The sequence below is a fragment of the Kribbella pratensis genome (assembly GCF_004366075.1).
Lineage (GTDB): Bacteria > Actinomycetota > Actinomycetes > Propionibacteriales > Kribbellaceae > Kribbella > Kribbella pratensis.
The window spans coordinates 309208-333339 of record NZ_SODU01000001.1 but is presented as its reverse complement, the minus strand read 5'-3'; the positions used below and the strand labels follow the sequence as shown (position 1 = coordinate 333339).

The 24132-nt window shown below is 68.9% G+C and carries 19 protein-coding genes; 11 read left to right on the top strand and 8 right to left on the bottom strand.

All coding sequences use genetic code 11. From position 1 onward, the window contains the following. Nucleotides 1-39: 39 nt before the first annotated feature. Genes EV137_RS01550 through EV137_RS01535 form a run of 4 tightly spaced genes read right to left on the bottom strand, consistent with a single transcriptional unit; the run spans nt 40 to nt 5308 of the window. On the bottom strand, nt 40-2094 hold the full coding sequence (locus EV137_RS01550; protein WP_134125977.1) for an ABC transporter ATP-binding protein: 2055 nt from the start codon (nt 2092-2094) through the stop codon (nt 40-42). Continuing rightward, a complete protein-coding gene (locus EV137_RS01545) occupies nt 2091-3824 on the bottom strand; it encodes an ABC transporter ATP-binding protein (RefSeq protein ID WP_134004690.1) in 1734 nt (577 codons plus the stop codon). Before EV137_RS01545 ends, EV137_RS01550 begins: the two co-directional genes overlap by 4 nt. Continuing rightward, a complete protein-coding gene (locus EV137_RS01540) occupies nt 3824-4495 on the bottom strand; it encodes a TetR/AcrR family transcriptional regulator (RefSeq protein WP_238175023.1) in 672 nt (223 codons plus the stop codon). The genes EV137_RS01545 and EV137_RS01540 overlap by 1 nt, the downstream gene beginning before the upstream one ends. 42 nt (nt 4496-4537) lie before the next feature. Then, nucleotides 4538-5308: a TetR/AcrR family transcriptional regulator gene (locus tag EV137_RS01535; RefSeq protein ID WP_134125975.1), complete on the bottom strand. Its 771-nt coding sequence runs from the start codon at nt 5306-5308 to the stop codon at nt 4538-4540. Nucleotides 5309-5463: 155 nt separating this feature from the next. Between EV137_RS01535 and EV137_RS01530 the strand changes: the two genes are divergently transcribed. From EV137_RS01530 to EV137_RS01520, 3 genes are read left to right on the top strand one after another with little or no spacing between them, the layout of a single operon-like run. Then, entirely contained in the window at nt 5464-7344 is a 1881-nt protein-coding gene (locus EV137_RS01530) for an ABC transporter ATP-binding protein (protein WP_202870930.1), read from the top strand. Nucleotides 7345-7387: 43 nt separating this feature from the next. Beyond that, nucleotides 7388-10189: an SCO1167/SCO6262 family helicase gene (locus tag EV137_RS01525; RefSeq protein ID WP_511194520.1), complete on the top strand. Its 2802-nt coding sequence runs from the start codon at nt 7388-7390 to the stop codon at nt 10187-10189. Then, entirely contained in the window at nt 10186-11346 is a 1161-nt protein-coding gene (locus tag EV137_RS01520) for an SWIM zinc finger family protein (protein ID WP_134125971.1), read from the top strand. The genes EV137_RS01525 and EV137_RS01520 overlap by 4 nt, the downstream gene beginning before the upstream one ends. A 3-nt stretch (nt 11347-11349) precedes the next feature. On the opposite strand, the gene EV137_RS01515 is transcribed toward EV137_RS01520, so the two are convergent. Next, nucleotides 11350-12015, bottom strand: coding sequence for a DUF4232 domain-containing protein (locus EV137_RS01515; protein WP_134125969.1), 666 nt, complete (start codon nt 12013-12015; stop codon nt 11350-11352). Between the two features lie 182 nt (nt 12016-12197). Between EV137_RS01515 and EV137_RS01510 the strand changes: the two genes are divergently transcribed. The 7 genes from EV137_RS01510 to EV137_RS01480 all read left to right on the top strand — a co-directional run bounded on the left by EV137_RS01510 (nt 12198) and on the right by EV137_RS01480 (nt 20108). Continuing rightward, a complete protein-coding gene (locus EV137_RS01510) occupies nt 12198-12698 on the top strand; it encodes a GNAT family N-acetyltransferase (RefSeq protein ID WP_134004701.1) in 501 nt (166 codons plus the stop codon). Between the two features lie 176 nt (nt 12699-12874). After that, nucleotides 12875-14560, top strand: coding sequence for an ABC transporter substrate-binding protein (locus tag EV137_RS01505; protein ID WP_134004703.1), 1686 nt, complete (start codon nt 12875-12877; stop codon nt 14558-14560). Continuing rightward, nucleotides 14557-15510, top strand: a complete 954-nt coding sequence (locus EV137_RS01500) for an ABC transporter permease (protein WP_134125967.1) — start codon at nt 14557-14559, stop codon at nt 15508-15510. Before EV137_RS01505 ends, EV137_RS01500 begins: the two co-directional genes overlap by 4 nt. Beyond that, the gene (locus tag EV137_RS01495; protein WP_133789073.1) at nt 15510-16397 is read left to right on the top strand and encodes an ABC transporter permease; all 888 of its coding nucleotides are present in this window, start codon (nt 15510-15512) and stop codon (nt 16395-16397) included. Before EV137_RS01500 ends, EV137_RS01495 begins: the two co-directional genes overlap by 1 nt. Continuing rightward, on the top strand, nt 16394-17371 hold the full coding sequence (locus tag EV137_RS01490; RefSeq protein WP_134125965.1) for an ABC transporter ATP-binding protein: 978 nt from the start codon (nt 16394-16396) through the stop codon (nt 17369-17371). Before EV137_RS01495 ends, EV137_RS01490 begins: the two co-directional genes overlap by 4 nt. After that, nucleotides 17371-18354: an ABC transporter ATP-binding protein gene (locus tag EV137_RS01485; protein ID WP_134125963.1), complete on the top strand. Its 984-nt coding sequence runs from the start codon at nt 17371-17373 to the stop codon at nt 18352-18354. The genes EV137_RS01490 and EV137_RS01485 overlap by 1 nt, the downstream gene beginning before the upstream one ends. Continuing rightward, the gene (locus EV137_RS01480) at nt 18351-20108 is read left to right on the top strand and encodes a gamma-glutamyltransferase family protein (RefSeq protein ID WP_134125961.1); all 1758 of its coding nucleotides are present in this window, start codon (nt 18351-18353) and stop codon (nt 20106-20108) included. The genes EV137_RS01485 and EV137_RS01480 overlap by 4 nt, the downstream gene beginning before the upstream one ends. 1 nt (nt 20109) lies before the next feature. On the opposite strand, the gene EV137_RS01475 is transcribed toward EV137_RS01480, so the two are convergent. Then, complete coding sequence (locus tag EV137_RS01475) at nt 20110-20796, bottom strand: GntR family transcriptional regulator (protein ID WP_166679748.1); 687 nt, start codon at nt 20794-20796, stop codon at nt 20110-20112. A 99-nt stretch (nt 20797-20895) separates the two neighbouring features. Here EV137_RS01475 and EV137_RS01470 point away from each other — a divergent pair, with 99 nt between their 5' ends. Continuing rightward, nucleotides 20896-21756, top strand: coding sequence for a GNAT family N-acetyltransferase (locus tag EV137_RS01470; protein ID WP_134125959.1), 861 nt, complete (start codon nt 20896-20898; stop codon nt 21754-21756). Here EV137_RS01470 and EV137_RS01465 read toward each other — a convergent pair. Both EV137_RS01465 and EV137_RS01460 read right to left on the bottom strand, forming a co-directional pair. Next, entirely contained in the window at nt 21751-22272 is a 522-nt protein-coding gene (locus EV137_RS01465) for a TrmH family RNA methyltransferase (protein ID WP_134125957.1), read from the bottom strand. The genes EV137_RS01470 and EV137_RS01465 overlap by 6 nt on opposite strands. A 54-nt stretch (nt 22273-22326) precedes the next feature. After that, nucleotides 22327-24093, bottom strand: coding sequence for a M1 family metallopeptidase (locus tag EV137_RS01460; RefSeq protein WP_134125954.1), 1767 nt, complete (start codon nt 24091-24093; stop codon nt 22327-22329). Nucleotides 24094-24132: the final 39 nt, after the last annotated feature.

The window sequence follows — 24132 nt, the reverse complement described above, 5'->3', positions numbered from 1 at the left end:
GCAGGACGGGGACGCTGTGGTGCGTCCCCGTCCTTTCGGTCAGCGGGCCATTGGGCGGCCGGCCGGGGTGGCTACCGGTGCGGCGATGGCGGCGGCTTCTTCGTCGATGTCTACTACTGCGCCGCTGAACTGGGCGTTGTAGAGGCGGGCGTAGGCGCCGTTCTCGGCCAGGAGTTCGGTGTGGTTGCCCTGTTCTACGATGGCGCCGTTCTCCATGACGAGGATCAGGTCGGCGTCGCGGATGGTGGACAGGCGGTGGGCGATGACGAAGCTGGTGCGGTCGGAGCGCAGGGCGGCCATGGCGCGCTGCACCAGGACCTCTGTGCGGGTGTCGACCGAACTGGTCGCCTCGTCGAGGATCAGCAACTGCGGGTCGGCGAGGAACGCGCGGGCGATGGTGAGCAGCTGCTTCTCACCGGCGCTGACGTTGCTGCCTTCCTCGTCGATGACCGTGTCGTACCCGTCCGGCAGGCTGTGCACGAAGCGATCGACGTACGTCGCCTTCGCTGCCGCCAGCATGTCCTCCTCGGTGGCCTTCAGGTTGCCGTAGAGGAGGTTGTCCCGGATCGTGCCGCCGAACAGCCACGTGTCCTGCAGCACCATGCCGATCCGCGAGCGCAGGTCGTGCCGGGTCAGCTCGGTGATGTCGACGCCGTCGAGGGTGATCCGGCCGCTGTTGAGCTCGTAGAACCGCATGATCAGGTTGACCAGCGTGGTCTTCCCGGCACCGGTCGGTCCGACGATCGCGACCGTCTGGCCGGGTTCGGCGACCAGGCTCAGGTCGGTGATCAGCGGCTCGTCCGGCTTGTACGAGAACGACACGTGCTCGAACTCGACCCGGCCCCGCGAGTCCGTGACCTTCTGCGGCGTCGCGTCGTCCGGCACCTGCTCCTTGGCGTCCAGCACCTCGAACACCCGTTCCGCCGACGCCACACCGGACTGCAGCAGGTTCGCCATCGAGGCCACCTGGGTCAGCGGCTGGGTGAACTGCCGCGAGTACTGGATGAACGCCTGGACGTCACCCAGCGACATCGTGCCGGAGGCGACCCGCAGACCGCCGACGACCGCGATCACCACGTAGTTCACGTTCCCGATGAACATCATCAACGGCATGATCAGACCGGAGATGAACTGCGCCCCGAACGCGGCCTTGTACAGCTCCTCGTTCTTCTCCGCGAAGCTCGCCTCGATCTCCTTCTGCCGGCCGAAGACCTTCACCAGCTCGTGCCCGGTGAACGCCTCCTCGATCTGACCGTTCAAGGCGCCGGTATGCCGCCATTGCGCGACGAACCGTACCTGCGACCGCTTGGCGATCGCCGCGGTCAGCACCATCGAGATCGGGATCGTGACGAGCGCGATCAGCGCCAGCAGCGGCGAGATCACGAACATCATCGTGACCACCCCGATCACCGTCAGCAGCGAGGTGAGCAACTGGCTCAGCGTCTGCTGCAGGCTGGTCGAGATGTTGTCGATGTCGTTGGTCACCCGGCTGAGCAGCTCACCGCGCGGCGCGCCGTCGAAGTAGCTCAACGGCAGCTTGTTCAGCTTCTCCTCGACCTCGGACCGCAGGTCGAGAATGGTCCGCTGTACGACGCCGTTCAGGATGTAACCCTGCGCCCAGGACAGGAAGAACGCGCCGGCGTACAACGCCAGCGCCAGCAGCAGGACGTTGCGCAGGGCATCGGTGTCGATGCCGACACCGGGGATCAGGTCGATCCCCTGCAGCAGGTCCGCCAGCCGGCCGTTGCCGGACGCGCGGGTCTGCTCGATGACCTGCTCCTTGGTCACGCCGCGCGGGAACCTCTTGCCGATCGCGCCGGAGAAGATGATGTCGGTCGCGCGACCGAGGACCTTCGGGCCGAGCACCGACAGGCCGACGCTGAAGATCGCGAGCAGGACCACACCCGAAACCTGCACCCGGTGCGGACGCAGCCGCCTGAGCAGCCGCTTCGCCGAGGGCAGGAAGTTCATCGACTTGTCCCCCGGAATACCTCCCGGAGGCCCGAACGCGCGCCCGGTGGTGGGTCGCTCAGTCGCCTTGACAGTCTTGCTTTCCGCCTGGCCGTCCGCAGCAGGCTCTTGGGACTCGCTCATGCCGCCTCCTCCGCGGAACGCTGGGACTCGACGATCTCGACGTACGTCGGACACGTGTCGAGCAACTCCTGATGGGTGCCCTTGCCGACGATCGCGCCGTCCTCGATCACCACGATCTGGTCGGCGTCGATGATCGTCGAGACCCGCTGGGCGACGACGACCACGCACGCCTCCCGGGTGACCGGGCGCAGCGCCGCCCGCAGCCGGGCGTCCGTCGCCAGGTCGAGGGCCGAGAACGAGTCGTCGAACAGGAAGATCTCCGGCTTCCGGACCAGCGCCCGCGCGATCGCGAGCCTTTGCCGCTGACCGCCGGACACGTTCGTGCCGCCCTGCGCGATCGGCGCGTTCAGCCCTTCCGGCATGGCCTCGACGAAGTCCTTGCCCTGGGCAATCTCCAGCGCCTCCCAGAGCTCCTCGTCGGTCGCGTCCGGGTTCCCGTACCGCAGGTTGCTGGCGACCGTCCCGGAGAACAGGTACGGACGCTGCGGCACCAGACCGATCCGCTCCCACAGCGCCTCGGGCGCGATCTCCCGTACGTCGATACCGTCGACGAGCACCCGCCCCTCGGTCGCGTCGATCAATCGCGGCACGAGCGACAACAGGGTGGTCTTGCCCGCACCGGTGCTGCCGATGATCGCGGTCGTCTGGCCCGGCGACGCGACGAAGCTGATGTCCTGCAGCACCGGCTCGGCGGCACCCGGGTACTTGAAGGAGGCGTGTTCGAACACGAGTTGGCCGCGACCGGTGAAGCTACGGATCGGCGTGACCGGCGGCCGCACGGACGAGTCGGTGTCCAGCACCTCGGCGATCCGGTCCGCGCAGACCGAGGCCCGGGGCACCATGATCATCACGAACACGCCCATCATCACCGAGAACAAGATCTGGATCAGGTAGCTCAGGAACGCGGTCAGCGCGCCGACCTCCATCGTCCCGTTCTCGATCCGGGAGGCGCCGAACCACAGCACCGCGACACTCGACACGTTCAGGATCAGCATCACCGTCGGGAACACCAGCGCCATCAGCCGGCCGGCCCGGATCGCGGTGTCGGTCAGGTTCGCGTTGGCCTCGCCGAACCGCTCGACCTCGTGCGGTTCGCGGACGAACGCCCGGACCACCCGGATCCCGGCGATCTGCTCGCGCAGCACCCGGTTCACGCCGTCGATGTTCTTCTGCATCTTCCGGAACTGCGGCACCATCCGGCTGGCGATGAAGCCGACACAGCCGGCCAGCAGCGGTACGGCGACCGCGACCAGCCAGGACAGGCCGACGTCCTCACGGACCGCCATGATGACGCCGCCGACCATCGTGATCGGCGCGGCGACCAGCATCGTGCAGGTGGTGACGACCAGCATCTGGATCTGGGTCACGTCGTTCGTGCTGCGGGAGATCAGCGTCGGCGCACCGAACTGGTTCACCTCCCGGGCGGAGAACTCGCCGACCCGGTGGAACACGGCGGCGCGTACGTCGCGTCCGAACAGGGCGGCCGTCTTCGCCCCGAAGTACACCGCGGTGATCGTGCAGGCGATCTGCACCAGGCTGACCGCGAGCATCCAGCCGCCGGTGTCCATGATGTAGCCGGTGTCACCCTTGGCCACACCGTTGTCGATGATGTCGGCGTTCAGGCTGGGTAGGTAGAGGGAGGCAATCGTCCCGACCAGTTGCAGGACGACCACCAGGAGCAGGTTTCCCGCGTACGGACGCAGGTGCGTACGCAAGACGCGAAGTAACATCAATCATCCCCAGAGTCGTGATGGCGGGCACCGTCGAGCGCGAACCCGACGATGTCCTCGGAGGCCGGTGGCTGACCGGTGTGGTGCTTGCGGAGACCGTCGAAGGCGAAGTCGACGATCTCTTCGGCGGTCAGCACGTGGCCGCCGGAAATCATTGGGTGGGTGGCCGAGAAGGTGAGCATGCCGATCATCCGGACGACATCCTCCGGAGGAACCCGGAGCTGGTCGGCGTCCGGCCGCAGCAGATCGGCGAACGCGGCATTGGCCAGGTCGTTCTGATGTTTGCGCCGGGCCTCGTCCATCGGTGTCGAGTGCTTGAACTCAGGCGGTCGGCGGACCCGCAGCGCGAACAGCAGTTTGAACACCCGGCGTAACCGCTTCTGGCTGATCTCGACCGCGACGACGGTCCGCTCCCGCAGCGGCAAGGTGCGATCGACCTGCTCGAGCGCCCGGATCAGGTCCGAGGGGTCGAACACGGTCGCCATCGCGGCCTCGATCAGCGCGTCCTTGCTGCCGAACGCACGGAAGATCGTCCCTTCGGCGATCCCCGCCGCCTCGGCGATCTGCTTGGTGCTGACCTCGGTGCCGAACTCCTCCAGCAACGGCATCGCGGCCGCGAGGATGGCAGCGCGCCGTTCCTCGGGGGGCAGTGGGGTCGCTCGTGGGCTCACGCCCTCAAAGGTAACTGAGTGAGTACTCACTCACAACTACATTCACCCTTCTGGCGCAGTCCGGTTCCCGACCAGCACGGACACGCCGTCGAGGAGCCTTTCCAGACCGTACTCGAACGCATGTTCGGCATCATAAGGAGCATCGAACTCATTCCCGACCGCCGTCCCGACGCGGGACGAGAGGGGGAACTTGTCCAGGTCCCCGATCTGATCCAGGTGCGGTACGTGCGCCAGCCACCACTCCTTGTCGGTCATCCCGGACCGCTGGATCACCTGGCGCGCTTCGACCGCCGTACGGACGGCGCCGTGCACGTAGCCGTTGACGAGTGCGACGGTCGCATCCATCTCCAGATCGGTGAGTCCGATCCCCTCGACCGCGGTCAGCTCCCACTCGTACTTGGCCATCACGTTCGGCCCGAGCGGCGGGCGGTTGATCGCGACCTGGAGCAGCCACGGGTGCCGCAGGTACAGCTCCCGGTTCTCCCGAGCGACCTCGTCGAGCGCCGCTCGCCAGTCCCCCGGTACGACGCGGCGCGGCAGTTCGCCGTACACGGTGTCGAGCATGACGTCGAGCAGTTCACCTTTGCCTGGGAAATAGCGGTACAGCGTCATCGCGCCGACGCCGAGCTCGTCGGCGACCCGGCGCATCGACATCGCGGCCAGTCCTTCGGCGTCCGCGACCTGCAGAGCGACCGCGACGATCCCGTCGACGGTCTGCGCCGGCTTCGGCCCGCGGGTGGGCGCGGGACGCCGGCGCCACAGCAGTTCGAGACTCTTCGCCGGGTCTCCGCTGCCGCTGTGCTCCTGGTTCATGTGCGTGATTCCTTGTCACCGGCTATTCTTCGTACAGTGTACGCAGTTGACCTCAAGTTCCGTCGAGGTTCTAGCGTGAGGTTTTGTCGGTGGTGTGCGGAATCATCGACCGTCCCAGCCGATCGATGCAGCGGAGCACAGCCGTGAGTATGGAAATGACCGCGTGGAACTCGCTCTACCACGCGATGCACGCCCAGGACGAGAAGAGACCCTTCTCCCGAGCCACCTTGCGACGGATCCTTGCCTTCGCCCGGCCCCACCGGCGGTATCTGGTCTCGTTCCTGGTGCTGAGCATCGGCGGTGCCGTGCTCGCCGTCGCCACGCCGGTGCTGGCCGGGCGAGTGGTCGACGCGATCGTCGGCGGCAAGGCCTTCAGCGTCGTGCTGCAACTGTCCCTGCTGATCGCGGCCATCGCGGTCGCGGAGGCCGGGCTGAGCATGCTCACCCGTTGGCTGTCCGCGAGCATCGGCGAGGGACTGATCCTCGATCTGCGGACCGCCGTGTTCGACCACATCCAGCGGATGCCGATCGCGTTCTTCACCCGGACGCGGACCGGCGCGCTGGTCTCCCGGCTGAACAACGACGTGATCGGTGCGCAGCGGGCGTTCAGCGACACGCTGTCCGGTGTCGTCAGCAACCTGGTGATGCTCGTGCTGACGCTGGTCGTGATGCTCGGCGTGTCGTGGCAGATCACCCTGCTCGCGCTGGTCATCCTGCCGGTCTTCGTCGTGCCCGCGCGCCGGATCGGGAGGAAGCTGGCCGGGCTGCAACGCGAAGCGGCGGACTACAACGCGACCATGAGCACCCAGATGACCGAGCGGTTCTCGGCGCCCGGTGCGACGCTGGTGAAGCTGTTCGGACGGCCGGCTCGCGAGTCCCTCGAGTTCGCGATCCGGGCACGCCGCGTGCGCGACATCGGTGTCCGGACCGCGATGGTGCAATGGATCTTCGTCACCTCGCTCACGCTGGTGTCCGCGCTCGCGCTGGCAGTCGTTTACGGGCTGGGCGGGTTCTACGCGTTGCGTGACCAGCTCGACGCGGGCGCGGTCGTCTCGATGGCATTGCTGCTCACCCGGCTGTACTCGCCGCTGACCGCGCTCGCGAGTGCGCGGCTCGAGGTGATGACCGCTCTGGTGAGTTTCGAGCGGGTCTTCGAGGTGCTGGACCTGGAGCCGCTGATCAAGGACAAGCCGGACGCGGGACGAGTGCCCGAGGGTCCGGTGGCGGTGGAGTTCTCCGGCGTCAGCTTCGCGTACCCGTCGGCGGACAAGGTGTCGCTGGCGTCGCTCGAGGAGGTCGCGAAGCTGGACACCCGCGGTGGCGTCGAGGTGCTGCACGACGTCTCGTTCCGCGCCGAGCCCGGGCAGATGGTCGCGCTCGTCGGCTCGTCGGGTGCCGGAAAGTCGACGATCGCGCAGCTGATTCCGCGGTTGTACGACGTGGACTCGGGCTCCGTGAAGCTCGCCGGGGTCGACGTACGGGATGTGTCCGCGGAGTCGTTGCGGGAGACACTCGGCATGGTCACGCAGGACGGGCACCTGTTCCACGACTCGATCCGGGAGAACCTGCTGCTCGCGCGTCCCGAGGCCACCGAGGACGATCTGTGGGACGCGCTGGAGCGTGCCCGGCTGGGTGAGTTGATCCGGTCGCTGCCTGATCAGCTGGACACGGTCGTGGGTGAGCGTGGGTACCGGCTGTCGGGTGGTGAGCGGCAGCGGTTGACGATCGCACGGTTGCTGCTCGCGCAGCCGCGGGTGGTCATCCTCGACGAGGCGACCGCGGCGCTGGACTCGACGAACGAGGCCGCGGTGCAGGCAGCGCTGACCGAGGCGCTTTCCGGACGTACGGCGGTGGTCATCGCGCACCGCTTGTCGACCATCCGGGCCGCCGACCAGATCCTCGTGGTCGAGGACGGGCGGATCGTCGAACGCGGCACGCACGCGGATCTCCTCGCGGCGGCCGGACGGTACGAGGAACTGCACCGGACCCAGTTCGAGCAGCCCGGGACGGAAGGCGCCGAAGTGCTTCCGGTCTGATTTTCTTGTTGTTGTCCGTAGCGAGTGGAAGGTCGTCGGGTTGGTGGGCACGGGACAGGAGCTGGCTGGGTGTGCGGTGGTTTTCCGGCCGGCTGATCCACCACGGGCAAGTCGCGTGGCGTTCTGGGATCCGGACGGCGGCCCACTCCCCCTCGGGGTCGGCGACCAGGTGGAGCTGGACCTGGTCGCCGCGGACTCCCCCGCTGGACCGGCGGCGGGAGGCGGTGGCGTCCGCGCCGTCGAGTTGCCGGTAGCGGAGGCCGTTCCGATCCTCGGGCGGATGCGGCGGGCGCCTGGGGCGCACCCGTCGGCGGCCTTCTGGGGTGGCGCCTCCCTGGTCGCCCTCCAACTGGTTGCCCGCGGCAAACTCCTGCCCGGCGTCACCCCCGACGGTCACGACGCCTGGCGGGTCGGCCCGCTCGATCCCGACGACGTCACCCGCCTCCTCACCCTCGCCGAAGCAATGCCCGCCTCAGCCCGAGCACTCCCACTCACCAACTCTTCTCAAGGTGAGGTGCGGGTTCCTGTTGCTGAGGAGCTGTTGCGGGAGTTTCTGGATGCCGTGGCCGACGGCATGCCTCGCTCCCCCGCCGCAGCGAAGGCACATCAGACCAACCTCTTCACCGCGACCGCGCCCCAGCGCGCCGAGCGTCTGCGGACCTGGGCCGACGAAGTCTCGGCCGGACTGGACACCGGCGTACGGATCTCGCTCCGCATCGAGCTGGCCGACTCACTCGCCTTCAGCGCCGCGGTCCAACTGCACAGCCTCAAGGACCCAACCCTCGTCAGAGACGCCGACGATGTCTGGTCCGACGACGTTCCCGGTTTCGGACCGCGAGCACGGATCGACGCCACACTGGCGATCCGCCGCGCGGCACGCGTCTGGCAACCACTCGGCCGCCTGCTCGACTCCGCCGTACCGGACCGCATGGACCTCGCGGACGAAGAGATCGCCGAACTGCTGGCCGGTTCCGCACAGCGGCTCGCCGCAGCAGGCGTGGACCTGCACTGGCCACGCAGCCTCGGCCGGGAACTCACGGCACGCGCGGCGATCACCTCGGCCGACGGGCCGCCCAGCGATCTCCCGGGCTTCTTCGGCGGCGACCGCACCCTCGATTTCAGCTGGCAGGTTGCACTCGGCGACGACCCGCTGACCGAGGCCGAGCTCGACCGGCTCGCGGAGGCGACCCGCCCGGTCGTGCGGCTCCGGGACCAGTGGATGCTGATCGATCCCGAGCTCGCCCGCAAGGCCCGCGAACGCATCCTCAAACCCGTCACCGCGATCGACGCCCTCGGCGCAGCCCTCACCGGGACCACCGAGATCGACGGACGCCAGATCGCCGTCACCCCGACCAAGTGGCTCGACGACCTGCGCGCCAAGATCGCCGACCCGGATCGCGCCGACGAGCCGATCGAAGCGCCGGCCGGACTGCAGGCGACCCTCCGCGACTACCAGCTGCGCGGCCTGCGGTGGCTGTCCCGGATGACGTCGCTCGGTCTCGGCGGCTGCCTCGCCGACGACATGGGCCTCGGCAAGACGATCACGCTCATCTCGCTGCACCTGCACCGCCAGCAGTCCGCCGACACCGCCGGTCCGACGCTGGTCGTGTGCCCGGCTTCCCTGCTCGGCAACTGGGAGCGGGAGGTGCAGCGCTTCGCTCCGGGCACGCCAGTACGCCGCTTCCACGGCACGTCCCGTTCGCTCGACGAGGCACGGGAAGGTTTCGTGCTGACGACGTACGGGACGCTGCGGCGTGACGCCGTACGGCTGGCCGAGCATCCGTGGGCGCTCGTGGTTGCGGATGAGGCGCAGCATGTGAAGAACCCGTCTTCGGGTACGGCGAAGGCGCTGCGGACCGTTCCGGCCAAGGCGCGGGTCGCGCTGACCGGTACGCCGGTGGAGAACAATCTGTCCGAGCTGTGGGCGATCCTCGACTGGACGACGCCCGGGCTGCTCGGCCGGCTCGGGTCGTTCCGGAACCAGTGGGCGCAGCCGATCGAGGCGGACAAGGACGAGGAGGTCGCGGCGCGGCTCGCGAAGCTCGTCAAACCGTTCCTGCTCCGCCGGAAGAAGTCCGATCCGGGGATCGCGCCCGAGCTGCCGCCGAAGACCGAGACGGACCAGGCGGTGTCGCTGACCCGCGAGCAGGTTGTGTTGTACGAGGCAACGGTCCGCGAGCTGATGGCGGAGGTCCAGGCGAGCGACCGGATGGCGCGGCGCGGGCTGATCGTGAAGCTCCTGACCGGGTTGAAGCAGATCTGCAACCACCCCGCGCAGTACCTGAAGGAGCCCGGCGACGCGCGGCTGACCGGTCGCTCGGGCAAACTCGAACTGCTCGACGAGCTGCTCGAGACGATCGTCGCCGAGGACGGCGCCGTGCTCATCTTCACGCAGTACGTCGCGATGGCGCGACTGCTCGAACGGCATCTCGCCGACCGCGGCATCCCGACCCAGTTGCTGCACGGCGGTACGCCGGTCGCGCGGCGTGAGGAGATGGTCGACCGGTTCCAGGCCGGCGAGGTGCGCGTGTTCCTGCTGTCGTTGAAGGCGGCCGGGACCGGGCTGAACCTGACCCGCGCGGATCACGTCGTGCACTTCGACCGCTGGTGGAACCCCGCGGTCGAGGACCAGGCGACCGACCGGGCGTACCGGATCGGGCAGACCCGGCCGGTGCAGGTTCACCGGTTGATTGCCGAAGGCACCATCGAGGACCGGATCGCCGGCATGCTCGCCGCCAAACGGGAGCTGGCCGAGGCCGTGCTGTCCGGAGGCGAAGCCGCGCTGACTGAGCTCTCCGACGCCGAACTGGCCGATCTGGTCGAGCTGCGGGGAGGTGCGCGATGACCGAGGCACAAGGCTTCCCGGCCTTCGCGGCCCAACACCGCAGTACCCGGGGCCGGTCGTGGTGGGCCAGGGCCTGGGTGCAGGCGATGGAGGACACGTCGCTGGACAACGGTCAGCTCAAGAAGGGCCGCCGGTACGCGAACTCCGGCCAGGTCGGCACGATCACTGTCAGCCCCGGACGGATCGCAGCTACTGTCTACTCGCCCGAGGACACGTACGAGGCCGTGGTCCACGTCGACCAGTTGAGCGATGACGACTGGCACAGGTTCCACGAGCAGGTCGCGGCGCGCGCCGGTCACATCGCGGCGTTGCTCGACGGCGAGATGCCGCACAAGCTGGTCGAAGCAGCGTCCGACGCCGGTGTCACCCTGCTGCCGGGCATCGGCGATCTCGATCCGAGCTGTACGTGCGACGCCTGGGAACTCCCCTGCCTGCACGCAGCCGCCCTGTGCTACCAGGTCGCCTGGCTCCTCGACGCCGATCCGTTCGTGCTGCTGCTCCTCCGCGGCCGCACCCGCGAGGCGCTGCTCGACGAACTGCAGGCCTCGTCGGCCCAGCCCGTCGAGGCGGGCGTTGCCGTCACCGACGTACTGGCCGGCACTCCCGGCGATCTGCCCGAGCCACCGGAGCTCCCCGCGCGCGTTGGTCTCGACGAGCTCGCGGTGGCGGGGATCGAGCCACCCGGCGACCTCGGGCCGCAGGTGCTCCAGTTGCTCGTGCTCGATGCCGCCCGCCGCGCCCGATCGATCCTCAACGCGCTCCTCCACGGCACCGCCGAACCGCGGCCCCTCGACGAATGGCAGGACGCCGTCCGCCTCGCGACGGACTTCCCGCAACTCGTCCCGGCGCTGACCGAGTCGACCGGACGGAACCTTGCCCCCGGCATCCAAGCCTGGCAGTACGGCGGCGCGGCCGGTCTCGACGTACTCGAGCACACCTGGACGCCCGACCCTGCCGAGCTCAACCGAGCGCGGACGGAGCTGCTCGCCGCGGCCGACGACCTGACCATCAGCACGTCGGCGAACCGGTTGACGCTGGGCGCCGACACGCAGCTCCGCCTCGACCGGGACGGCCGCTGGCATCCGTACCGGCTCGTCGACGAGGTCTGGATCCCGGCCGGTACGCCGTCCAGGGATCCGCTGGTCGTCGAGTGGTAAGCGTCAGGACTCGGTGACGGGACGCATGGCGAGGCCCTCGGTGCCCGCCCAGTACGTGACGCGCTGGCCGTCGTCGGCCTCGAACGAGGTGACAGGCATCTTCACCCTGACCGGCTTCTCCGCCTCGGCCTCGCCGCCTGGGCTGCCGAGGCCGACAGTCATGAACTTCACGGGATAAGTGTCCATCTGGCCGCCGGTGGCGAGCACGCCCGCGTAGGCCTTCGCTCCGGGAGCGAGGGCGACCGCTTCATCGGGGTTGGTCCCCTCCTTGACCGGGGCGTAGCTCTTGGCGTTGCCGAGCGTGACCTCGGGATAGTTCTGTACGTCGCACTTCTTGGCGCTCTTGTTGGTGGCCACGAGCATGAGGTGCCGGACCTCTTCGCCCCGCGCGTCGTAGTTCGTGACCGTGAAGGTCAGGTCCGTCATGGTGCACAGGTCGACGCTGGAGTCGCCGGTGGGCTTCTTCGACGGAGGCGCCGTCACCGGCTTCACCGGGCTCGACGAGGTCGTTGCGCTCGCCGAGGTCGTCGTACTCTGCTGGTCCGAGGGCTTGCTGCCGTCCGACGCGTTGGCGGACCCGCACGCGGCGGTTGTGAGGAGTGCGGCGACCGCGCCTGCCCCCAGGGCATACCTTCTCCAACTGCCTGCATGCTTGCGATTCACGTTCACTGAAGACCCCTTGTTCAGCTTGACGAATTCGAGGTGATAGACGCCTCACGCTCGGTTAAAGTTGGTCACGACTTCGGAGCAGGAGGAGGTGAGTTGATGACCGCGCCGGCCTGCGCTGCGGCACGTCCCGCGGCGCCATCGGTCATTCAACTCATCCGCTGAACCTCCGAAAGGGACCTCCGTTGTCCATCACCTGGATCACCCGTGTCGAGACTCCGTCCGACATCGAACCTCTCCGCGCCCTGACCCGCGAGGCCTTCGGCCGGCAGTTCGAGGTCGACTTCCTGGACGCGCTTCGCGCGGACCCGGTCGCCTGGATTCCCGGGCTCTCGTTCGTCGCCACCACGTCCGACGACGAGCCGATCGCCTACGCGATCCTCAGCCGTTGTCACGTCGACGACGTACCGGTCCTGTCGCTCAGCCCGGTCGCCGTGATGCCCGCGTACCAGCGACAGGGGGCCGGTGGGGCGGCTGTGCGGGCCGCCTTGGCGGCGGTGCGTGACCGCGTCGAGCCCGCGGTCGTAGTCCTCGGCCACGCGGACTACTACCCGCGGTTCGGTTTCCGGCAGGCGACCGAGTTCGGCATCCACCACCCGCAGCACGACGGCCCGCACCTGATGGCACTCGCCCTCGGCAACCACGCAGTACCCGCCGGAAACCTCACCTTCCCGGTCACCGGCTGACGACCGCCACGGCCCGGGCCGACCCAACGGGAGGGTCGGCCCGGGCACGGAGCGGTCCTGAACGAAGTACGGCGGGCGGTCGTAAAAGGTTCAGTCAAACTCGCCGAATCACTTGCGCACCCGCCTTGTATACATGAAACAGTCGACAGGAACCCGCCTACTCAGGAGCTACCGCGATGACTCGTCGACTCGCACTGAACCGTTTCATCTCCGGCACCCGCCGTCGTACCGCGGCTGGGATCGGCGCGGCCGTCGTTGCAGTGGCCCTCGTCGGGACGGCCTGCTCGCCGGTGGAGCCGAGCGGCGGCGACAATCCGTCGACCGGTCAGTCGGCAGGCGGTCAGGACGTGTTCGGCGAGGCCGCCGACGCGGCGAAGGTGAAGCAGGGCGGCACGCTGACCGTCGCGCTCTCCGCCGACCCGGACAAGCTCGACCCGACGCTGTCGCGCAGCCTGTACTCGCGGTACGTCTTCCACACCATGTGCGAGAAGCTGTACGACCTCGGCCCGGACGCCAAGCTGGTCCCGCAGCTCGCGACCGCACTGCCGACGATCTCCTCCGACGGGCTCAGCCTGACGATCCCGCTGAAGGAGGGCGTGAAGTTCGCCGACGGCGGCACGTTCGACTCGAACGCGGTCAAGATCTCGCTGAACCGCGATCTCACGCTGGCCGGCTCGGCGCGCAAGAGCGAGCTCGGCCCGATCACCTCGATCGAGACGCCGGACCCGAAGACCGTCGTCATCAAGCTCTCGAAGCCGTTCGCCCCGCTGACCGCAGCGCTGGCCGACCGGGCCGGGATGGTGCTGAGCCCGGCCGCCGTCGCGAAGCTCGGTGCGAACTTCTCCAACGCGCCGGTTTGCGTCGGCCCGTTCAAGTTCGCCAGCCGGGTCGCGCAGAACTCGATCAAGGTCGTCAAGGACCCGCAGTACTACGACGCCGCCAAGGTGCACCTGGACGCGATCGAGTACCGGATCATCACCGACTCCAGCATCCGCTCGGCGAACCTGAAGTCCGGGGACGCGCAGGTCGCGGACTCGCTGTCGTCGCAGGACGCGCCGACGCTGCAGAAGGACGACAGCGTCAGCGTGCTGCAGTCGCAGTCGCTCGGGTACCAGGGCCTGACGATCAACATCGGTAACGCCAACGGGATCGGCAATCCGCCCAAGCAGCTCGACACCCCGATCGCGAAGGACCCGAAGGTACGGCAGGCGTTGGCGCTGGCGATCGACCGGGAAGCGCTCGTGAAGTCGATCTTCAACGGGCTCAACACGGTCGCCTGTTCGCCGATCTCGCCGAAGAGCGAGTTCACGTCGGACGCGGCGCAGGTGTGCCCGGCGCACGATCCCGCGAAGGCCAAGCAGTTGCTGGCCGACGCCGGCGTGAGTACGCCGTACAAGGTCGAGATGATCACGTCGAACAACCCGGACAGTCTGCGGCTCGCGCAGGCGTTGCAGGGCATGGTGAAGGAGGGCGGGTTCGACCTGGTCATCAAGCCGGTCGAGTACGCCGCTCTGCTGGACCAGCAGGACCGTGGTGACTTCGAGCTGCTGCAGCTCGGCTGGTCGGGACGGGTCGACCCGGACGCGAACATCTTCAACTTCGTCGGCACCACCGGCAGCCAGAACGTCTCCGGCTACAGCAACCCCGACGTCGACAAGCTCCTCACCGACGCGCGCCAGGCCACCGACAAGGCCGAGCGCGTGAAGCTGTACGGCGAGGTCGTCGCCAAGCTGCAGCAGGACGACCCGATCATCTACATGTACCGCCAGCGCAACCTGACCGGGGTCTCCAAGAAGCTGCTCGGCATCCAGGTCTACCCCGACGGCGTGATCCGCACCGCGTTCGCAGGTTTCGCGAAGTGAGGCGGTACCTGCTCAATCGGTTGTGGCAGTCCGCGGTGACGCTCGTACTCGCGACGATCGTGGTGTTCGCCGGGGTGCGGGCGTTGCCGGGCGATCCGGCGCTGGCGCTGGCGGGTGAGGATCGGGATCCGGAGTCGCTGCGGGCGATCCGGGAGCAGTACGGACTGGACCAGTCGTGGCTCGTGCAGTTCTGGCAGTTCGTGAGCCATGCGGCGCGCGGTGATCTCGGGCAGTCGATCCGGACCGGTACGTCGGTGCGGTCGATGATCGTCAGCGCGCTGCCGGTGACGATCGAGCTGTCAGTGCTGGCGATTCTGATCGCGAGCGTGATCGGGGTCGGGACCGGTGTGATCGCCGCCGTACGGCGTGGGCGGCCGGCGGAATGGGCCGCGAACGCGCTAGCACTGCTAGGTCTGTCGGTGCCGCACTTCTGGCTCGGCCTGATGGCGATCCTGTACCTGTCCGTTGCCCTTGGCCTCTTCCCCGCCTCGGGCTTCGTCCCGTTCTTCACCAACCCGGTGGCCAACCTCCACCACCTCATCCTCCCGGCGCTGATCCTCGGCACCGGCCTGTCCGCCGTGATCATGCGCCAGACCAGGTCCTCGATGCTCGACGCGCTGTCCGCCGACTACATCCGTACGGCGGAAGCCAAGGGCCTCTCGCCCAAGGCCGTCGTCGGAAAGCACGCCCTGCGCAACAGCCTGATCGTGGTCGTCACGATCGTCGGCCTCCAGTTGGGCGCGCTGATCTCCGGCGCGGTCGTCACCGAACGGATCTTCGCCCTGCCCGGCTTCGGCAAGCTCACTGTCGACGCCGTCTTCCAGCGCGACTACCCCGTCATCCAGGCGGTCGTCCTGGTCACCGCGACGGCGTACATCGTCATCAATCTGCTGGTCGATCTCTTGTACTCCGTCATCGATCCGCGCATCCGCGTGCGAGGTGAGGCCTGATGGCTGTCGCCGAAGTAACCGAGGCCGTGCCGACGGCCCCGCTCCGCAGCAACCGCCGTCGAGTGGTACGCCGGATCCTGCACAACCCGCTCGCGCTCACCGGGCTAGCAGTGCTAGCGATCGCGGTGATCCTCGCCGTGTTCGCCAACTGGCTCGCGCCGCACGAACCCACCCAGACCCACCTCGACCGCGCATTCGCCCCACCTGGCACCGCCGGCTACCTGCTCGGCACCGACGACCTCGGGCGCGACGTGCTCTCGCGGATCATGTTCGGGCTCCGGGCGTCCCTTCACGTCGGTGTCCTCGCAGTCGCGTTCTCGCTCGTGGTCGGCGTACCGCTCGGGCTGATCGCCGGCTACTTCCGGACCGTCGACGCGCTCATCTCCCGGCTCACCGACCTGGTGCTGGCGTTCCCGTTCCTGATCCTGGCGGTCGGGCTGGCCGCGATCCGCGGTGCGAGTCTCGGCAACGCGGCGATCGCGATCGGCATCGCGCAGATCCCTGGCATGATCCGGATCGTCCGGTCGGAGACACTGCGGATCAAGTCGCTCGACTTCGTCGCCGCGGCGATCGTCGAGGGGGCGAGTGACGCCTGGGTCCTGGGCCGGCACATCTTCCCGAACGCCGGCTCCGCGATCATCGTCCAGGCCACCGTCGGCATCCCGGCCGCGATCCTCGGCGAGGCCGTGCTGTCGTTCCTCGGCCTCGGTATCCAGCCGCCCGCGCCGAGCCTCGGCACGATGCTCGCCGACGCGCAGCAGTTCGCGTCCCGGGCGCCGTGGGCCGCGGTGATGCCCGGTGTCGCGATCATGCTGCTCACGCTGGCGTTCAACATCGTCGGCGACAGCCTCCGCGACGCCCTCGACCCGAAGGCGAGCCGCCGATGAAGCCTGTACTCGCAGTGAAAGATCTGTCCGTCACGTTCCGCACCGAGGACGGGCCGCTGTCGGCGGTCGACCGGGTCAGCTTCGAGGTCGGTGACGGCGAAGTGCTCGCCGTGGTCGGTGAGTCCGGCTGCGGCAAGAGCGTCACAGCGATGAGCATCGCCGGCCTGCTCCCCCGTACGGCGACCGTCAACGGTTCCGTCGAGCTCGACGGCACCGAACTGATCGGCGCCGACAAGCGCACGCTCCGCTCGATCCGCGGCCGCGAGGTCGCGTACATCTTCCAGGAGCCGATGACCTCGCTGAACCCGGTCTTCACCGTGGGCCACCAGATCATCGAGGTACTGCGGACGCACATCGGCCTCAACCGCCAGGCGGCGCACGCCCGCGCGGTCGAACTCCTCAAGCTGGTCGGCATCCCGTCCGCCGAGCGCCGCGTGGGCGACTATCCGCACCAGCTGTCCGGCGGGATGCGGCAACGCGTGATGATCGCGATGGCCGTCGCCTGCGACCCGAAGGTGCTGATCGCCGACGAGCCGACCACGGCCCTCGACGTCACGATCCAGGCCGGCATTCTCGACGTACTGCGTGGTTTGCGCGAGCGCCTCGGCACGAGCATCGTGCTGATCACGCACGACCTCGGGGTGGTCGCCGATCTCGCCGACCGGGTCGCGGTGATGTACGCCGGACGCGTCGTGGAAACCGCCGAAGTCCACGACTTGTTCGCACACCCCGAGCACCCGTACACGGTGGGACTGCTCGGCGCCTCCCCTGCTGCCGGCCGGCACGCGGAATCCCAGCGCCTGAACGAGATTCCCGGTCTCGTACCGGTCCTCAGCGAGCAACCCGACGCCTGCACGTTCGCCGACCGCTGCACACGAGCCGTCGACACCTGTACGTCGTCCCAACCGCAGCTCACCGACGGTCCGCACCGCGTTGCGTGCTGGAACCCGGTCCGCGACCGAGTGGAGGTCTGATGGTCGACAATGCTCTGGAAGTAGAGGATCTCGTCATGCACTTCGGCCCTGTGCGGGCCGTCGACGGCGTGACGCTCCGGATCCGGCAAGGAACGGTCGTTGCGCTCGTCGGTGAGAGCGGCTCTGGGAAGTCGACTGTCGGCCGCTGCATCGTCAGGCTGCTCGAACCGACGGGCGGCACCGTCCGTCTCGCTGGAGCCGACATCACGCACCTGAGCCGCCGTCGGCTCCGACCGCACCGCCGCGACGTGTCCATCGTGTTCCAGGACCCGGCCGGCTCGCTCGATCCGCGGCTGTCCGTCGGCGACATCGTCGGCGAACCGCTCCGCCTGATGCGCCGCAAGGACATCTCCACCAAGGTCTCCGAGTCGCTGCAGCGGGTCGGCCTCCGGCCGGAGGTCGCGCAACGCGCCCCACACGAACTGTCCGGCGGTCAACGCCAACGGGTCAGCATCGCCCGCGCGCTGATCTCCGAACCACGGCTGCTGGTCGCGGACGAGCCGACCAGTGCGCTGGACGTCTCGGTGCAGGCCGCCGTACTCAATCTGCTCGCCGACCTCCAGCGTGATCTCGGGTTCGCGTGCTTGTTCATCACCCACGACCTGTCGGCGGTCGAGTACCTCGCCGACGAGGTCGCGGTGATGTACCTCGGTCAACTGGTGGAGCAGGGGCCGCGCGCCAGGATCTTCGGGCACCCGGCGCACCCGTACACGCAGGCGCTGCTGTCCGCGGCGCCCGTCCCCGATCCCGCCGAGCAGCGTGCCCGCCGGCCCGTCCTGCTCGGTGACGACCTTCCGTCGGCGATCGATCCACCGCCCGGTTGCCGCTTCCACACCCGGTGCCCGGTCGCGGTGGACACATGCCGGACAGTCGTCCCGGAACGACGGACGATCGGCGAAGGTGGACACCAGGTCGCCTGTCACCTCGTCAAGGACGACGGCACCGGCCCCGACGTACGACCAACTGAAGGAGTTGCCCAATGACGTTCACCACCCGGCCCACGCTGCGTGGCACGTTCGGGATGGTCTCGTCCACGCATTGGCTGGCGTCGCAGTCGGCCATGCGGATCCTCGAGCTGGGCGGCAACGCGTTCGACGCGGGTGCCGCGGCCGGGTTCGTGCTGCACGTGGTCGAGCCGCACCTCAACGGGCCGGGCGGTGAAGTGCCGGCGATCATCGCGACCGCCGACGACCCGACGCCGCGGGTCCTGTGCGGTCAGGGCGTCGCGCCGGCCGGTGCGACCATAGAGCACTACCGGTCACTTGGTCTGGCGTTGGTGCCCGGCTCCGGTCCGCTCGCGGCCACGGTTCCCGGCGCGGTCGACGCCTGGCTTCTCCTGCTGCGTGACCACGGCACGTTGCCGTTGAGCGTCGTACTCGAGCCAGCGATCGATTACGCCCGCAACGGGCATCCGCTCGTGCCGCGGATCGCCGACACCATCAGTACCGTGCAGCAGCTCTTCGAGGAGCACTGGCCGACGTCCGCCGCGCTCTGGCTCAAGAACGGCAGCCCCGTGACCGGCCGGTTCAGCAATGAGGCGTACGCCGCGACGCTCGAGAAGCTCGTCGAAGAGGCTGAGGCCGCCGGAGCGGACCGGCAGGCGCAGATCGAGCGGGCACGGAAGACCTGGCGGGAAGGGTTCGTCGCGGAGGCGATCGACAAGTTCTCGCGGCTGCCGCATCGCGACTCCAGCGGCGAGGACCACGCCGGCCTGATCACGGGCGACGACCTGGCCCGGTTCGAGGCGACCTGGGAGGACGCCGCGACGTACGACTGGAACGGGTACACGGTCGCCAAGACCGGTCCCTGGGGCCAGGGCCCCGCCCTGCTGCAGTCCCTCGCCGTACTCGCGGAGCTCGGCGACGTCGACCTCGACTCCGCCGAGGGCGTACACACGACGGTCGAGGTCATGAAGCTGTCGTACGCCGATCGCGAGGCCTGGTACGGCGACGGCGCCGACGTACCGCTCGACACGCTCCTCTCCCCCGCCTACGCCGCCGAGCGAGCGAAGCTGATCGGATCGGACGCCGCGCTGGACCTCCGCCCGGGCACCCCGGACGGGCGCACACCGAAGCTGCCTTCATTTGCTGCAGGCAACGAGACGGGCGACGCGACGACCGGTGAGCCGACCGTCTCCCCGGTCGGTGAGACACGCGGCGACACCTGCCACGTCGACGTGGTCGACCGCTGGGGCAACATGATCTCGGCGACGCCCAGCGGCGGCTGGCTGCAGTCGTCGCCGACGATCCCCGAGCTCGGGTTCTGCCTGGGCAGTCGCGCGCAGATGTTCTGGCTCGAGGAAGGGCTGCCTGCTTCGCTCGCGCCCGGCAAGCGGCCCCGCACCACGCTGACGCCGACGCTCGTACTGCGCGACGGCGAGCCGATCATGGCCTGCGGATCACCGGGCGGCGACCAGCAGGACCAGTGGCAGCTGCTCTTCCTGCTTCGGCACCTCGGCGCGGGCCAGGACCTGCAGGAGGCGATCGACGCGCCTGCCTGGCACACGACCGGCTTCCCGTCGTCGTTCTACCCGCGCACCACGGAACCAGGCGGGCTCGTGATCGAGAGCCGGGTCAGCAAGGGCATCCGCGACGAGCTGGTGCGGCGTGGGCACGTCGTGACCGAGTCCGATCCGTGGAGCCTCGGCCGGCTCTGCGCCGTACGGAGAGAGGCCGACGGCGTCCTGGCTGCCGCGGCCAACCCTCGCGGTATGCAAGGCTACGCGGTCGGGCGCTGAGTCAGGCCTTCGAGCCCAGTGCTGCCTTCGCGGCGGCCTCGACGTGCAGGCGGGCGGCCGTACTCGCGGCCGCCGCGTCGCCTGCCTCGATGGCCTCGACCAGCCGCAGGTGCTCCTCCGTCGAGTGCGGCGCCCGCTGAGCCGCGCCGACCCGGAACACCCAGTGCACGTGGTGGTACATCGCGGCCGAGATCGAGTGCAGCCAGCGATTCCCGCTGACCTCGATCACGGCCCGGTGGAACGCGCTGTTCAGCTCGGCGACCCGGTCGAAGTCCTCGGCCTTCGCGGCCGCGTTCGCGTCCTCGACCAGCCCGCGCAGCGTCGCGATCCCCGCAGGAGTCGCCCGCTCCGCCGCGAGTCCGGCCGCGAGCGTCTCGAGTTGCTGCCGTACGGCGAACAGGTCCCGGACCGCGGTCTCGTCGAGGGTCGCGACCACCGCGCCCCGGCGCGGAAGGATGTGCACGAAGCCTTCGGCCTCGACCACGCGCAGTGCTTCCCGGACCGGATTCCTCGACACCCCGAAGTCCTCCGCGAGCCGCGTCTCGGTCAGCCGCTCGCCCTCGTGGTACTCACCGTCGACGATCCGCCGGCGCAGTTCCGCGAGCACCTGCTCGCGGAGCGCGATGTGATCGGCACCGATCGTGCGGACCGTCCGGTCCCGGCGGGCGTCCTCGTCGAGCTGCTCCACCCCTGGCTCCTCTCCCCGCTCCCCGTTCGGCCTGCGCGCCACGGTAGCCGATCGATCGCCACGCGGCACGTGATCCCGGGGCAGCGTTATGTTGACGGCTTGAGCATCCGACTGATTCCCCTGACAGATCCCGACCACAAGCCGTTCAGCCGGCGGATCGCCTGGCTTGCCGCACAGGCCGACGGTACGCCGGTCGGTTCCGCGTTCCTGCGGCTCAACAGCCGCAAGGCCCACGCGCACCTCGGCGACGTGGAGATCAACGTGCACCCGGCCGAGCGCGGCCGCGGGACCGGCACGCTGCTCCTCGGCGCCGTCGTCAGCGCCGCGCGCGAGCACGGCGTACGGACGCTGGTCACGGATGTCGACGTCAACTCGATCGGCGACAGTTTCCTCCAGCGGCGCGGGTTCACGATCGGCCTGACGCTGATCTACGCGCGGCTGGATCTGTCGACGAGCACTCCCGACGTACCAGAAGTCCCTGGTTACCGGCTGATGTCCTGGGAAGGGGCGCCGCCGGAAGAACTGGTGCAGACCTTCACCGATGCGCGCGCCGGGATGAACGACGCGCCGTCAGGCACGATCGACGCCGGCGTGGACGTGTGGGACGTCGAGCGGACGAGGTCTGCTGCGCAGCTGATCGAGCAGCGCGGCGAGCGTCTCTTGGTCGTCGTGGCGCTCGACAGCACGGGCCGCATCGCCGGCTTCACAGAGGTCGTCGTCGCGGGAGACGGGAAGGGCGACGGTCAGAACTACGGCACCGCCGTCCTTCCCGAGCATCGCGGCCGTGGGCTCGCGCTGTGGATGAAGGCCGCCCAGATCCACGAGACCCGTCGCCGGTTCCCCGACCTCGACGGCCTCCTCACGGATACGGTCGACACCAACACAGCCATGCGGCGCACCAACGAGCGCCTCGGCTATCGGCCGCAGCACGAGGTCCACCGCCGCACCCTCGACCTATAGCAACCCGGCCAGCCGGTAGAGCACGAGCGAACCGGCGACCGCGACGTTGAGGCTGGCACCGGTCCCGATCATCGGGATCTCGACGACGACGTCCAACTCGTCGACCGCCTCGGGCGGGATCCCGCTGCGTTCGTGCCCGAGAACGGCGATCGTCCGGTTCCGCGCCGGCGGCAGATCAGCCAGCCGGATCGCCTCGTCGGCCAACTCGACCCCGATCACCGTCGTGTCCGGTCGGCTCCGTTGATCGATCAGCCAGCGCACCGGGTCGTGCCCGGTCCAGTGCACGCAGGTCCGTCTGCGCAGTGTGTTGCCCTTGGCAAGCGCATCCGGCACCCACGGCAGCTTCGGTACGGCGAGACACGCGCCGACCGTGTCACAGGTCCGGAGCAGCGTCCCGAGGTTCACGTCGTACATCGGCCAGAGCGGCGCGATGAGCAGATGGTCCCAGCACGAGTGGGACTTGCGGCGGCGTTGGTGCTTGAGGTCCTTGCGGCTCCGCACCCGGATCCCGCTCATCGAGTAGCGGGATCGATCCTCCCGTCAGGAATTCGCGTCATCATGCGACCCAGTCTACTGGCCGAGGATCTTCAGCACCGCCGCGGTCGTGATCGGGTGGTAGCCGGGGCGGGCCTTGGCGAAGACCTCCGCGGCGAACGCGCGGTCGGTACCGGCCAGTGCCTGGTACACCGGGAGGACCAGCTTCATCCGGCCCACCGTGGTCAGGAACTCGGCCATCTCGGCGTACGCCGCCTCATAGCTGCTCGCGGCAACGATCTGGTACCAGCGCCGCGCGATCTCACCGTTCGCCGTACCGGTCAGGCCGAACGCACGGTCGAGCTGCTGCAACAGGACCGGGCTCAGTACGTCGGGAGCCGCGTCGAGGAACCGCAGCCACTCCTGCGTCGTCCACCGCTCCGCGCCGTGCGGCAGCTCGCCCGTCGTCAGCCACAGTCCGCGTGCCTCGTCCACGACCTCGAACCGTGCCGACACCGCGCGGCGCGCGAACGCCGGAATCCCCGGCTCGTACAGCCAGGCGGCCAGCTCGTCCTCGGTCACCACGCCCGGATGCGGCGTCGTCAGGTGCTCCCGCAGGTGCTCCACGAAGTTGTCGGTGTTGATGCTGCGGAACGCGAACGTGTCGAAGTACCCGCGCAGGAACGGATCGAACACCTCCCGCGTGAACCGCTCCTCCAGCCAGGACAGGAACCACGAACCCTTCAGCGGGCCGGTCGACGTCGTGCCGTGGTACTCGGACCGGTGGTGCAGGCCCGGCAGCTCGACCGCGAGCTCGGCCGGCGTCAGCGGGTCCAGCTTCACCACGGTCGCGTGCTGCTTGATCGCGGTCTCCATCACCGCGAGCTCGGTCCCGTAGACGGCCTCGACGATCCGGTTCTCGACGTACGACGTGAAGCCCTCGTTGAGCCAGATGTCGTCCCAGCTGTCCTGCGTGACGAGGTTGCCGGACCAGCTGTGTGCCAGCTCGTGGGCGATCACGCTGACCAGCGACTTGTCGCCGATCACCACGGTCGGGGTCGCGAACGTCATCCGCGGGTTCTCCATACCGCCGTACGGGAACGACGGCGGCAGCACGAGCAGGTCGTAGCGGCCCCAGCGGTACGGGCCGAAGAGCTCCTCGGTGACCCGCATCATCTCCTCGGTGTCGGAGAACTCGGTCGCCGCCCTCCGCACGGTCGCGGGCTCGGCCCACACGCCCGACCGCTCGCCCAGCGGCTCGAACACCAGGTCGCCCGCGGCGATCGCCAGCAGGTACGACGGGATCGGCTCCGGCATCACCACGTCGTACGAGCCGGTACGGCGCGACGTCGTACCGTTGTCGGCGCTCATCAGCACCATCAGCTCGGGCGGCGCCGTCACGTGCGCGGCGTAGCTGAACCGCACGCTCGGCGTGTCCTGCACCGGGACCCAGCTGCGCGCGTGGATCGCCTGCGACTGGCTGAACATGAACGGCATCACGCCGCCCCCCGTCATCGCCGGATCCAGCCACTGCAGACCGGTCGCGGTCGGCGCGGTCCGGTAACTCACCTTGACCCGCGGCTGGCCCGCCGTCCGGATGGTCAGCGCGGAGCCGAGCTCCGGGTCCGCAACCGCGAGGCTGTACTCCAGCGGCTCCCAGCCGTCGGCCGTCAGTCCCTCGACGCCCAGCACCGTGAGGTCGCGGGTGTCCAGGACGAGCCCGCTGGTCGCACCGGTCCAGGCGAGGGTGTGCGTGGCACTGCCGGCCAGCACCTTCTCGTCGAAGTCGAGCGCGAGGTCGAGTTCGAGGTGGGTGGTCCGAACCACATGCGGCTCGGCGTAGGAGTGGCGATCGTGCGTCAAGGGATGCTCCCCAGGTGAGGCGTCCGGGGAACACTACCC

Bases quoted from the DNA above. Each gene is read 5' to 3' on its own strand.
- EV137_RS01530 (WP_202870930.1), top strand. From the start codon at position 5,464: ATGACCGCGTGGAACTCGCTCTACCACGCGATGCACGCCCAGGACGAG.
- EV137_RS01535 (WP_134125975.1), bottom strand. From the start codon at position 5,308: ATGAACCAGGAGCACAGCGGCAGCGGAGACCCGGCGAAGAGTCTCGAA.
- EV137_RS01485 (WP_134125963.1), top strand. From the start codon at position 17,371: ATGGTCGACAATGCTCTGGAAGTAGAGGATCTCGTCATGCACTTCGGC.
- EV137_RS01505 (WP_134004703.1), top strand. From the start codon at position 12,875: ATGACTCGTCGACTCGCACTGAACCGTTTCATCTCCGGCACCCGCCGT.
- EV137_RS01520 (WP_134125971.1), top strand. From the start codon at position 10,186: ATGACCGAGGCACAAGGCTTCCCGGCCTTCGCGGCCCAACACCGCAGT.
- EV137_RS01550 (WP_134125977.1), bottom strand. From the start codon at position 2,094: ATGAGCGAGTCCCAAGAGCCTGCTGCGGACGGCCAGGCGGAAAGCAAG.
- EV137_RS01480 (WP_134125961.1), top strand. From the start codon at position 18,351: ATGACGTTCACCACCCGGCCCACGCTGCGTGGCACGTTCGGGATGGTC.
- EV137_RS01465 (WP_134125957.1), bottom strand. From the start codon at position 22,272: ATGAGCGGGATCCGGGTGCGGAGCCGCAAGGACCTCAAGCACCAACGC.
- EV137_RS01490 (WP_134125965.1), top strand. From the start codon at position 16,394: ATGAAGCCTGTACTCGCAGTGAAAGATCTGTCCGTCACGTTCCGCACC.
- EV137_RS01545 (WP_134004690.1), bottom strand. From the start codon at position 3,824: ATGTTACTTCGCGTCTTGCGTACGCACCTGCGTCCGTACGCGGGAAAC.
- EV137_RS01495 (WP_133789073.1), top strand. From the start codon at position 15,510: ATGGCTGTCGCCGAAGTAACCGAGGCCGTGCCGACGGCCCCGCTCCGC.